The 11,059-nt window shown below is 62.3% G+C and carries 10 protein-coding genes and 6 tRNA genes; 1 reads left to right on the top strand and 15 read right to left on the bottom strand.

The annotated features are described in order from the left end of the window. Window positions 1-165: 165 nt before the first annotated feature. The 13 genes from I8J34_RS20970 to I8J34_RS20910 all read right to left on the bottom strand — a co-directional run bounded on the left by I8J34_RS20970 (window position 166) and on the right by I8J34_RS20910 (window position 8,931). Window positions 166-242, bottom strand: a tRNA-Asp gene (locus I8J34_RS20970). Window positions 243-316: 74 nt separating this feature from the next. After that, a tRNA-Glu gene (locus I8J34_RS20965) sits at window positions 317-392 on the bottom strand. 9 nt (window positions 393-401) lie between these two features. Further along, window positions 402-477, bottom strand: a tRNA-Ala gene (locus tag I8J34_RS20960). Between the two features lie 95 nt (window positions 478-572). Then, window positions 573-649: transfer RNA gene (locus I8J34_RS20955), tRNA-Asp, on the bottom strand. A 74-nt stretch (window positions 650-723) separates the two neighbouring features. Next, window positions 724-799: transfer RNA gene (locus I8J34_RS20950), tRNA-Glu, on the bottom strand. Between the two features lie 9 nt (window positions 800-808). Further along, window positions 809-884: transfer RNA gene (locus tag I8J34_RS20945), tRNA-Ala, on the bottom strand. Window positions 885-953: 69 nt separating this feature from the next. Next, window positions 954-2,375, bottom strand: a complete 1,422-nt coding sequence (locus I8J34_RS20940; protein WP_214363585.1) for an FAD-binding oxidoreductase — start codon at window positions 2,373-2,375, stop codon at window positions 954-956. Next, window positions 2,365-3,324, bottom strand: a complete 960-nt coding sequence (gene rssA, locus I8J34_RS20935) for a patatin-like phospholipase RssA (protein WP_214363584.1) — start codon at window positions 3,322-3,324, stop codon at window positions 2,365-2,367. The genes I8J34_RS20940 and rssA overlap by 11 nt, the downstream gene beginning before the upstream one ends. A 41-nt stretch (window positions 3,325-3,365) precedes the next feature. Beyond that, window positions 3,366-4,700, bottom strand: a complete 1,335-nt coding sequence (gene rimO, locus I8J34_RS20930; RefSeq protein ID WP_214363583.1) for a 30S ribosomal protein S12 methylthiotransferase RimO — start codon at window positions 4,698-4,700, stop codon at window positions 3,366-3,368. Between the two features lie 37 nt (window positions 4,701-4,737). Beyond that, window positions 4,738-5,340 carry a polyhydroxyalkanoate synthesis repressor PhaR gene (gene phaR, locus I8J34_RS20925; protein WP_214363582.1) on the bottom strand — a complete coding sequence of 201 codons (603 nt, stop codon included), beginning with the start codon at window positions 5,338-5,340 and terminating at the stop codon, window positions 4,738-4,740. A 119-nt stretch (window positions 5,341-5,459) separates the two neighbouring features. Further along, window positions 5,460-6,200: a beta-ketoacyl-ACP reductase gene (locus I8J34_RS20920; protein WP_214363581.1), complete on the bottom strand. Its 741-nt coding sequence runs from the start codon at window positions 6,198-6,200 to the stop codon at window positions 5,460-5,462. A gap of 202 nt (window positions 6,201-6,402) precedes the next feature. After that, window positions 6,403-7,143 carry a beta-ketoacyl-ACP reductase gene (locus tag I8J34_RS20915; protein ID WP_214363580.1) on the bottom strand — a complete coding sequence of 247 codons (741 nt, stop codon included), beginning with the start codon at window positions 7,141-7,143 and terminating at the stop codon, window positions 6,403-6,405. Between the two features lie 102 nt (window positions 7,144-7,245). Then, entirely contained in the window at window positions 7,246-8,931 is a 1,686-nt protein-coding gene (locus tag I8J34_RS20910) for a PHA/PHB synthase family protein (RefSeq protein WP_214363590.1), read from the bottom strand. Window positions 8,932-9,040: 109 nt separating this feature from the next. Between I8J34_RS20910 and I8J34_RS20905 the strand changes: the two genes are divergently transcribed. Beyond that, window positions 9,041-9,262: a hypothetical protein gene (locus tag I8J34_RS20905; RefSeq protein WP_214363579.1), complete on the top strand. Its 222-nt coding sequence runs from the start codon at window positions 9,041-9,043 to the stop codon at window positions 9,260-9,262. A gap of 103 nt (window positions 9,263-9,365) precedes the next feature. On the opposite strand, the gene pgeF is transcribed toward I8J34_RS20905, so the two are convergent. Beyond that, window positions 9,366-10,100 (bottom strand): peptidoglycan editing factor PgeF, encoded by a 735-nt coding sequence (gene pgeF / locus I8J34_RS20900; RefSeq protein ID WP_214363578.1) that lies wholly within the window; start codon window positions 10,098-10,100, stop codon window positions 9,366-9,368. Further along, entirely contained in the window at window positions 10,097-11,020 is a 924-nt protein-coding gene (gene rluD, locus I8J34_RS20895; RefSeq protein WP_255553136.1) for a 23S rRNA pseudouridine(1911/1915/1917) synthase RluD, read from the bottom strand. The genes pgeF and rluD overlap by 4 nt, the downstream gene beginning before the upstream one ends. Between the last annotated feature and the right edge of the window lie 39 nt (window positions 11,021-11,059).

Below are 11,059 nucleotides of genomic sequence, written 5' to 3'. Positions count from 1 at the left end.
GTTTATGCTCCACGCTTCCTTCCCACGCTCGGTCGCCCTCGCGCAGTTGCGCTTCACTTCGTTCGCTGTGATCAACTTACGGCGGGACTTGCACCCGCAGGAGTGCGCCCATGCTGGGCGCACAAAGAAAAAAGCGGGCGCCTAGGCGCCCGCTTTCAAAATATCTGGCGGAGTGGACGGGGCTCGAACCCGCGACCCCCGGCGTGACAGGCCGGTATTCTAACCAACTGAACTACCACTCCACACCTTTCGGTGTCTTGACCGTGCCACCGGTCAAATCAAAGGCTGCCGTTCTTCTGGCAGCCTTCGTGCAACTTGGCGTCCCTACGGGGATTCGAACCCCGGTCGCCGCCGTGAAAGGGCGGTGTCCTAGGCCTCTAGACGATAGGGACCTTGTTCTTTGGTGGAGGTAAGCGGGATCGAACCGCTGACCTCTTGCATGCCATGCAAGCGCTCTCCCAGCTGAGCTATACCCCCGAAAGAGCCTGCTATTCTAGCTTTCCAACTTCTCCCAAGCAAGCGGATTTTTCATCTCTGCTTGCAGCAACCGGCCATGCCGATTGCAATGTTTCTGGCGGAGTGGACGGGGCTCGAACCCGCGACCCCCGGCGTGACAGGCCGGTATTCTAACCAACTGAACTACCACTCCACACCTTTCGGTGTCTTGACCGTGCCACCGGTCAAATCAAAGGCTGCCGTTCTTCTGGCAGCCTTCGTGCAACTTGGCGTCCCTACGGGGATTCGAACCCCGGTCGCCGCCGTGAAAGGGCGGTGTCCTAGGCCTCTAGACGATAGGGACCTTGTTCTTTGGTGGAGGTAAGCGGGATCGAACCGCTGACCTCTTGCATGCCATGCAAGCGCTCTCCCAGCTGAGCTATACCCCCGAAAGAGCGCGCATTATAGGTAACGTTTAAAGCGCTGTAAACCCCTTTGTGACGCGATTTTCGGAAGTTTCATGCCTCGGGCAATACCTTGCCCGGATTCATCACATCGCGCGGGTCCAGGGCATGCTTGATGGCACGCATCAGGTCGAGTTCCACCCCCGACTTATAGCGCACGATTTCCTCTCGTTTGAGCTGGCCAATACCGTGTTCGGCCGAAATCGATCCGTCGTAGCTGGCCACGAGATCATGCACACAACGATTGACGACTTCCGTCTGCGCCACCAGAGCAGCGTTGGAAGCGGCATCCGCAGCGGAGATGTTGTAGTGCAGATTGCCGTCACCCATATGACCGAAGGCGACGATACGGACCCAAGGAAAGGCATCGGTGAGCGTTTTTTCCGCTGCCGCCAGGAAGGCCGGAATGGCGCTGACCGGCAGCGACACATCATGCTTGATGCTCACCCCTTCGATACGTTGCGCCTCGGAGATGTTTTCCCGCAGCGCCCACAAAGCTTCGCATTGGGCCAGAGAGGCGGCGATCACGGCATCGACCACCCAGCCGGCCTCGAACGCGGCGGCAGCGACGCTTTCGAGCACCGTATCGAGCGGTGTCTCCTGGGCCACGTCGGCCACCTCGAGCAGTACCGACCAATCGGCGCCCCCCTCAAGCGGCGCACGCGCCCCCGGGATGTGTTTCAGTACAACGTCCAGCGCGTTGCGACCGATCAATTCGAAAGCGCTTACACGCTCTCCCAGGCGTTCGCGCGCAGCTGCCAACAAGGACAGCGCAGCGACCGGGTCGGTAACGGCAAACCACGCCACCACACGCTGACGCGGACGCGACGCGAGGCGTAGCGCCGCTGCCGTGATGACGCCAAGCGTTCCCTCGGCGCCGATGAACAGTTGCTTGAGGTCGTAGCCGGTGTTGTCCTTGAGCAGGGTCCGCAGCCCGTTCCAGACAGTGCCGTCGGGTAATACCACTTCCAGCCCGAGCACTTGCTGGCGCATGTTGCCGTAGCGAACGACATGCACGCCGCCGGCGTTGGTCGCGATATTTCCGCCGATCTGGCAGCTACCCTCCGAGGCCAGGGACATTGGAAACAGTCGATCAACACCCGCGGCTGCCTGCTGGATCTGGGCCAGCGTACATCCCGCCTCTGCCACCAACGTGTTGTCGACCGGGTCGATCCGGCGGATGCCATTGAGGCGATTGAGCGAGAGGACGATTACATTCTCGCCCGGCCGCGGCGTCGCACCGCCGCACAGGCCCGTATTGCCGCCTTGCGGCACCACGCCGACGCCGCGTTCATGGCACAAGCGAACCACCGCCGATACCTGCGCGGTGTCGGCCGGGCGCACCACCGCATGCGCCGAGCCGGTATAGCGGCCGCGCCAATCCGTCAGAAACGGCGCCATGTCGTCGCTTCGCGTCAGGACATGACGCTCGCCGACACACTCACTCAGACACGCCAGAAATTCGTCATTTTTCATGCTCGGCATTCTCCTGCCCCAGGGCATAGCGGATGGCGGGCATCATGCGGGTTACCGCGGCTTCGCCTTCGGCGATGGCCTCCTTCGCCCGATGGTAGTCCATGGGGCCGACCTGTCCGACGCGTGGTGCAATCAATACGTCGGCCGGTTCACCGGCCAGACGGCTGCGTGCGATGCGCACCTGCATGATGTTGATACTGGTGTTGAGCACATCCAGCATGGAGAATTCGTCATCGCCTTTTTGTGCGTCGTTGAGGCCGAAACGATCGAGCAGGCGCTCTGCCCAACTGCGCTCGGCTGCAGGGTCCACCACCGGTTTGACGCTTCGCGTCATGCGGCGCCGGGCGCGGCCGACGATGTCGGAGCCCAGATCGACAGCGATCACGATATCGGCTCCCATGGCCCGGCACAGCGACACCGGCACGGGATTGACCAGGGCGCCATCGACCAGCACCCGACCGCCCTGTACCACTGGCGTAAACAGGCCCGGTGTGGCAATGGACGCACGCACGGCCTGCGCCACGCTGCCTTCTCTGAGCCAGACTTCGCGTCCGGTCTGAAGCTCGGTCGCAACGCAGCCAAAGGGCAGTTTCAACTCGTCGAAACCCAGGCCGGTCACTTCACGCTCGAAGTAATCGATAAGCCGGTCGCCCTTGATCAGCCCGCCTCTCAGACTGACATCGAGATACGACACCACGGTCTGCCAGGTCAGCTTCTCGACCCAGCCCGCGAGCGCCTCGAACCCACCCGTCGCGGCGGAAGCGCCGACAAAGGCCCCGATCGAGGCGCCGCTGATGACGTCCGGAGATATTCCTTCACGTCGCAGCGCACGGATGACGCCGATATGCGCCCACCCGCGCGCCGCGCCACTGCCGAGCGCCAACCCGATCTTCGGGCCGTCGCTTCCGCGGTCGTGTTCTTCGCTGTCGTATTCTTCGGCATTTTTCATGGCGGGCCCCTCCAGGGTCAGCGCGCTCACGCCGAACCGGTCTAGCGCGGAAGAGGATCCTGCAACAGATCGGCGTAGAGATCGTGAACGTCGCAATCAGTGATGCGTACCTGGGCAAAGGTCCCGACTTCAAGATGATCCGCACCCGGGATGTACACCAGGCCATCGATATCCGGCGCATCGCCGGGCGAGCGCGCAATGGCGCCGTCTTCATCGACATCGTCGATCAGAACGGTCATCTCCCGGCCGATCTTGGCTTCGAGCCGTTGCGTGCTGATGTCCTCCTGAAAGGCCATCAGGCGCGCCCGGCGCGATTCCCTGACCGCTTCCGGCACCGGGTTGTCCAGCGCATTGGCGGCCGCCCCTTCGACCGGCGAATAGGCGAAGGCGCCGACCCGATCGAGTTCGGCCATTTCGAGGAAACGCAGCAGCTCTTCGAAATCCGCCTCGGTCTCTCCCGGAAAACCGGTGATGAAGGTGGACCGGATGGTCAGGTCGGGGCAGATGCTGCGCCACTTCTTGACGCGCTCAAGCACGTTCTCGGCGCTGGCCGGACGACGCATCGCTTTCAAAACGCCAGCGCTGGCATGCTGGAACGGCACATCGAGATACGGGAGGACATGCCCCTCGGCCATCAGCGGTATCAAGTCGTCCACGCTCGGGTAGGGATACACATAGTGCATCCGCACCCAGATACCCAACTCACCGAGCGCTTTGGCCAAGTCGAGCAAGCGCGTCTTGACCGGCCGACCGCCCCAAAAGCCGGTGCGGTATTTGACATCGACGCCGTAGGCGCTGGTGTCCTGGGAGATGACGAGCAACTCCTTGACCCCCGCCTCCGCCAGTTTCTCGGCCTCGCGCAGCACATCGCCGATCGGACGGCTGACCAAATCGCCGCGCATCGACGGGATGATGCAGAAGGTACACCGATGGTTGCAGCCTTCGGAGATCTTCAGATACGCATAGTGCTTCGGCGTCAGGCGGATGCCCTGCGGCGGCACGAGGTCGACGAAAGGATCGTGCGGCTTGGGTACATGGGCATGAATGGCCTGCATCACCTCTTCGGTGGCATGCGGACCAGTCACGGCCAGGACCTGGGGGTGCGCATCGAGAATCACATCGGATTTGGCGCCCAGGCAACCGGTGACGATCACCCGGCCGTTTTCCGACAAGGCCTCACCGATGGCATCCAGCGACTCGGCAACCGCCGCATCAATGAATCCACAGGTATTGACCACGACAAGTTCCGCGTCGTCGTAGCTGCCCGAGATCTCGTAGCCCTCGGCGCGCAGGCGCGTCAGGATGTGTTCGGAATCAACCGTGGCCTTGGGGCACCCCAGGCTGACGAATCCGACCCTCGGAATGGAGTGGCTCATCGCAACTCACTCCGACAAACAGTACTCTGGTGCAGGTTCACTTCTTGCTGTTACTCGTCTTGCGCGGATCCACAGCGACATCGCCATTGGGCTGCTGGGGATTCTGCGAATAATTGGGGAACTGGAAACCGGAAAACAGGTTGCGCGTCTGGCTCTCGACCTGCTCCTGCATCTGGGTGAGCATCTTCTTGCTCTGTTCCATATAGGCGCCCATCATGCTCTGCATGGCCGGTCCCTGGAAATTCAGGAACTGCGCCCACAAGTCCTGGCTGATCGGGCTGTTTTCGCCGTAGATCGAACGCGCCTGGTCCTGCAGCTTGAGCTGCATGTCCGTAAAGGCCTTGATGTTGTTCTCCAGGTACTTGCCCATCATGCCCTGCATCGCATTGCCGTAGAAACGGATCATGTGGGAGAGCAGATCGCTGGTGAACATCGGCGCGCCGCCGGCCTCTTCTTCAAGGATGATCTGCAGGAGGATCCCGCGGGTCAGATCATCGCCGGTCTTGGCGTCGACCACCTGGAAGTCGTCGTTGGCCAGCACCAAATCCTTCACGTCCGAGAGCGTGATGTAGGAACTGGTACGGGTGTCGTACAAGCGGCGGTTCGGATATTTCTTAATCAGTCGCACTTGGTCTGGCATTGTGTTCGTCTCCACGCGGTGGGTGGATGTCCCACTCTCGCGCCGATTATACCGCGGCGCGCAAAGAAAAACCCCGCCCTAAGACGGGGTTTGCCGTGATGCTTTTCGCAATGCGGCAATTACGCCATGTGCAAACCGCCATTGATGTTCACCGTCGAGCCGGTGATGTAACCGGCCATCTCCGATGCCAGGTAGGCGCACAGGCCGCCGATCTCTTCCGGCTTGCCCAGACGCTTCATCGGCACGGTGTCGGTAATGGCCTGGCGCACGTCTTCGCGAATCGCCATCACCATGTCGGTCGCGATGTAGCCCGGCGCGATGGCGTTGACCGTCACACCCTTGGTTGCCAGCTCCTGCGCCAGCGCCTTGGTGAAGCCCAGCACGCCGGCCTTGGCGGTCGAGTAGTTGGTCTGGCCGGCCTGCCCCTTGACGCCGTTGACCGACGAGATGTTGATGATCCGACCCCAGCCGCGCTCGGCCATTTTCGGCGAGATGTGGTGCGTGACGTTGAACAGGCTGTTCAGGTTGGTATTGATGACGGCCTGCCACTGACCGGTTTCCATCTTCGGGAAAAACTTGTCGCGGGTAATGCCGGCGTTGTTCACCAACACATCGACCGGACCGATGTCCGCTTCGATCTTGTCGACCATCACCTTGCATGAGTCGTAGTCGGACACATCCCCTTCCGCGACCAGGAAATCAAAACCCAGCGCCTTCTGTTTGTCCAGCCAGGCATCCTTTTCCGCAAACCCCGGCAGACAGTTTGCCACCACCGTCATGCCATCCTTGGCAAACGCTTGGCAAATCGCAGTCCCGAGCCCGCCCATTGCGCCGGTAACCAATGCGATCTTCTTGGTCATAATCAACCCCTTATCTCACTTATCGATGACTTGGGCATCCGCGCCGCCGCCGTACGCAAGCTGTCACATCCGATTGCGCAATGCACGATATGCCTTGGCCGGATTATAAGCCTAAAACGAAAGGAATATTGCACTGCACCATAAATCTACAAAAAAGAAGGCGCACCGAAGTGCGCCTTGCTCGACAACCGGCAGCAGCCCGTCAGAACATGTGCTGTCCACCGTTGATGGAAATGTTCGCGCCCGTGACGAACGCCGCCTCTTCGGACGACAAGTAGGCAACCAGGCCTGCGATCTCTTCCGGCTTGCCCAAGCGGCTGATCGGAATCTGCGGAAGAATCTTGGAGTCTAGAATCTCCTGCGGGATCGCCATCACCATCTTGGTGCCGATATACCCCGGCGAGATGGTATTGACGGTCACGCCGTTGCGCGCGACTTCAAGCGCCAACGCCTTGGTGAAGCCATGCATGCCGGCCTTCGCTGCCGAATAGTTGGTCTGGCCAAACGCGCCCTTCTGGCCGTTCACCGACGACACGTTGATCACCCGGCCCCACTTGCGCTCGACCATGCCATCGATGACCTGCTTGGTCATGTTGAAGACGCTATCGAGGTTGGTGCTGATCACGGCATCCCAGTCGGCCTTGGTCATTTTCTTGAAGGTCATGTCGCGGGTGATTCCCGCGTTGTTGACCAAGACATCGACTGGGCCGACTTCCGCCGTCACGCGGGCCACGCATTCCTTGGCCGAATCGAAATCGGATACGTCACACGGCACGGCACGGAAGCCATAGCCCATGCCGTTCATTGACTGCAGCCACTCCGCCGCCTTGTTGTTTCCGGGCGAATGGGTCGTGACCACGCGATAGCCGAGGGCCGCCAGCTTGATGCAAACCGCTTCGCCCAAGCCACCCATACCACCCGTTACCAGTGCAATACGCGCCATATTTCTCTCCTCTCCCTTCGTTTCGCAGGGGCTTCGCACACACGCCCGGCAGCGCCCCTTTGTCCCTGCCGAGCTGAAACTCTGGCCCTGACCCCGTGCGGCTCAGGACTTCTCCTTCACATAGCGCCCCGGTGCCGGCTCGATGGCCTGATAGGTCGCATTCCCCAACCGGCCCCGCGCGGCAATGGTCTTGCCTCCGCGCTTCTTGAGCCACTCGATCCAGTGCAACCACCAGCTGCCGGGCTGCTCCTCCGCGCCTTCCAGCCATTCTTCCGGCGCTGCGGACTGCCCATCGCCCGTCCAGAAACTGCGCCGATTCTTGCTGGCCGGATTGATGGCGCCAGCGATGTGGCCACTGGCGCCGAGCACGAACGTCGTTTCGCCTCCCAGCAGCTTGCGCGCGAGATAGGCGCTCTGCCACGGCACGATATGGTCTTCCCGGGCCGCCAGCAAATACGCAGGGACATCCACCTTGCCCAGATCGACCTTGACCCCGAGCATCTTCAGTCGCCCAGGCACACGCAGGTTGTTCTCCAGGTACATGTTCCGCAGATACCAGGACAGGAACGGCCCGGGCAAGTTGGTGCTGTCGGAATTCCAGTACAACAGATCGAACGCCGCGGGCTTGTCGCCCTTCAGATAGTTGCCAACGACATACTGCCACACCAGATCGTTGGCGCGCAGCGCCGAAAACACGTTGGCCAGTTCCTGCCCGGGCAGCAGCCCGCCCTTGCCGATGGTCGCTTCACGCGCAGCCACCGAGGTTTCATCCACCAGGCAGCCCAATTCTCCGGCATCGGCGAAGTCGAGCAAGGTGGTCATCAGCGTCAGGCTCTCGACTGGATCCTCGCCGCGCCCTCTGGCCACGGCCAGCGCCGAGGTCAGCAAGGTGCCGCCGACACAGAATCCCAGCACGTTGGGCTTCTTGACACCGGTAACCTGCCGGACAACGTCGAGCGCCGCCAGCGGCCCCTGCTCGAGATAGTCGTCCCAGCTCGCGTGTGCCAGATCGCCCTTCGGGTTCCGCCATGACACCAGGAATACCGTGAATCCTTGCTCGACAATGAAACGGACCAGCGAGTTGTGCGGCTGCAAGTCCATGATGTAGAACTTGTTGATGCACGGCGGCACGATCAGCAGCGGATTCGTGGCGACCTTGTCGGTCAGCGGCGAATACTGGATCAGCTGCATCAGCGCGTTCTCGTAGATGACCGTCCCCGGCGTGGTGGCCAGATTTCGGCCCACCTCGAAGGCCTCGTCGTCGGTCATCGAGATGCGGCCCTTCTCCATGTCGGCCAGCAGATTCTGGATACCAGCCGAGATACTCTCGCCCTTGGTCTCCAGCGCCTTCTTGATGAACTCGGGATTGGTCGCCGCGAAATTGCTCGGCGCCAGCGCATCGACATACTGGCGCGTCAGGAACTGCAGGCGTGCCTTGGCGCGTCCGTCGGCGACCGGCAGAGCGTCTGCTACCTGATTCAGATATTCCGCATTGAGCAGATAAGCCTGGCGCAGATAGTCGTACATCGGGCTTTCCTGCCAGGCTTCCGACGAGAAGCGGCGATCCCCCCGAGGAGCGGGCACCAGCGGCTCGGCGCTACTACCGGGCTGGCGCTGCAGCATGTGCGACCACAATTGCGCGTGGCGACGCGCGAAGTCCTGTTGCAGGGTGGACATCGCCTCGGTCTCAGGCAGTGGAATGCGCCCGCCGGCATGCTTGAGCGATTCGCCATGCTTGCCCACCACATCGAAGAACTGCTTGGCAAACTGCTCGCCGAACTTGAACATCTCGGTCACGTTGGGGAACGTGGGCGTCTTGCTGTCTGTCATTCCTTCTCCTCGGGAACCATCCGCCCGGCCGTCGGCGAGGACCACGAAGGGCGGCTACAATCGCACGATGTACATCATCGCAATCGCCTGGCTCTACGTGGCCTTGCTGGCTGCCATCACCGACACGACGGTGGTCGGGGGCGTGCTCACCTTTGTTTTTCTGGGTCTGCTACCAATGAGCCTGTTTCTCTGGTTGTTCGGCACGCCGGCCCGTCGCCGTAAACTACGCGAAAAAGACGACGACATCGACTCCGCGGCACAGCCAAACGAATCCGACCGGAATCAATAATACCCGTGCCGCGCCATCGCGCAATCGCCACAGGCACACCACGCAATGGTTTCAGGCATGCAGATGGCACCAAATCGTTCATTCGGAACGCAATGGCCAAGGCTCAAGACAGCCACACCATGGCGGCCATCCGGCCGGTCTGGCCGTCGCGACGATAGGAGAAAAACCGCCGCGGATCACTGACGGTGCACATTCCGCCGCCATAGACCCGTGTCACGCCACATGCCGCAAGTCGCTGACGGGCCAGAAGGAAAAGATCGGCCAGCCACTTGCCCCGCTCGCTCCCCGGCTTGAACGCCGCGGCGGCCGATGCGCGCTCGCCGACAAAGGCGGCGCGCACCTCGTCGCCCACCTCGAAGGCCTCCGGGCCGATCGCCGCCCCCAGCCACGCCATCACCTCAGCGGGCGGCACCCCGAGCGCCGACACCGTGCGCTCGAGCACACCCGCGTGAAGGCCCCGCCATCCCGCATGGGCCGCGGCGACGACCCGCCCCCCGACATCGCAGAACAACACCGGCAGGCAGTCGGCCGTCATCACGGCACACACCGTCGATTCGCGCCGGGTCAGCGACGCGTCGGCCGTCGCGCCCGTACTGGTTTCGTCCGCCACCACCACATCGACCCCGTGCACCTGATTGAGCCAGACGGGAGATCCCGGCAGCGCCTCGGTCACCCGCCGCCGGTTTTCGGCGACGGCCAGCGGATCGTCGCCGACATGATCGCCAAGATTGAGACTGGCGAAGCCCCCCGAACTGACGCCACCGGCACGGGTCGTCATCAAAGCCCGAACACGCGCGGGAGCCGGCCAATCGGGGACGATCCAGTGGTCTGGATTCATGGTGCCGCATCTCCCAGCGAGGCGATCAGCGTCTGCATGTCATCGGGCATGGGCGCCTCCCAGGACATCGCTTCGCCGCTGACCGGATGAATCAGGCCAAGCTGCGTGGCATGCAGTGCCTGACGGGGAAAGGCCTGCAGAATCGGATCGAGGCAGCGACGCTTGCCATAGACCGGATCGCCCACCAAGGGGTGACCGATGTGGGCCATGTGGACCCGGATCTGGTGCGTACGACCGGTTTCGAGCCGGCAACGCACCAGCGTGCAATCGGCGAAGCGGCTGACCACCGTGTAGTGCGTGACGGCATCGCGCCCCTGCCCGACCACCGCCATGCGGGTGCGCTGTGTGGGATGGCGGCCGATCGGCGCATCCACGGTACCGCCGGCAGCAATCGCACCATGAGCCAGCGCCAGGTAGACCCGATGGACCGACCGGGCCTGCAACTGGCGCACCAGATCGGTTTGCGCCGCCAGGGTCTTGGCCACCACCAGCAGGCCGCTGGTGTCCTTGTCGAGCCGATGCACGATGCCGGCGCGCGGCACGCGCGACAATGCCGGGCAATGAAACAGCAAGGCGTTGAGCAAGGTTCCCTGCCAGTTGCCGCTGCCCGGATGCACCACCAGGCCGGCCGGCTTGTTGATGACGATCAACGAAGCGTCTTCGAAAACCACCGTCAGATCGATGGCTTCGGGCGCGTCGGCCACCGCCTCGGGCGGCGGCGGCACATCGATGAGCAGCCCCTCACCACCGCGCACGCGAAACTTGGGCGGCACCTCGCGGTCATCGACCAGCACACGCCCTTCGCGCACCCAGGATTGCAGGCGATTGCGGGATTGGTCCGGCAGCAGCTGAGCCAGCACCTGGTCGATCCGCATGCCGGCGCAAGCGTCCGGAACAATCAGTGGCAGATCCGGATCCACGTCGGGGTCTGCGCTATAATCCGCGCGATTAATCACAAG

It is taken from the genome of Denitromonas iodatirespirans (genome assembly GCF_018524365.1).
GTDB classification, from domain to species: Bacteria; Pseudomonadota; Gammaproteobacteria; order Burkholderiales; family Rhodocyclaceae; genus Nitrogeniibacter; species Nitrogeniibacter iodatirespirans.
The sequence above is the reverse complement of the archived record's forward strand: the minus strand, read 5'-3'. Positions and strand labels throughout refer to the sequence as shown.

Coding starts and splice junctions, on each gene's coding strand:
- I8J34_RS20920 (WP_214363581.1), bottom strand. CDS start 6,200: ATGACCAAGAAGATCGCATTGGTTACCGGCGCAATGGGCGGGCTCGGG.
- phaR (WP_214363582.1), bottom strand. CDS start 5,340: ATGCCAGACCAAGTGCGACTGATTAAGAAATATCCGAACCGCCGCTTG.
- I8J34_RS20910 (WP_214363590.1), bottom strand. CDS start 8,931: ATGTTCAAGTTCGGCGAGCAGTTTGCCAAGCAGTTCTTCGATGTGGTG.
- I8J34_RS20905 (WP_214363579.1), top strand. CDS start 9,041: ATGTACATCATCGCAATCGCCTGGCTCTACGTGGCCTTGCTGGCTGCC.
- pgeF (WP_214363578.1), bottom strand. CDS start 10,100: ATGAATCCAGACCACTGGATCGTCCCCGATTGGCCGGCTCCCGCGCGT.
- rssA (WP_214363584.1), bottom strand. CDS start 3,324: ATGAAAAATGCCGAAGAATACGACAGCGAAGAACACGACCGCGGAAGC.
- rimO (WP_214363583.1), bottom strand. CDS start 4,700: ATGAGCCACTCCATTCCGAGGGTCGGATTCGTCAGCCTGGGGTGCCCC.
- I8J34_RS20915 (WP_214363580.1), bottom strand. CDS start 7,143: ATGGCGCGTATTGCACTGGTAACGGGTGGTATGGGTGGCTTGGGCGAA.
- I8J34_RS20940 (WP_214363585.1), bottom strand. CDS start 2,375: ATGAAAAATGACGAATTTCTGGCGTGTCTGAGTGAGTGTGTCGGCGAG.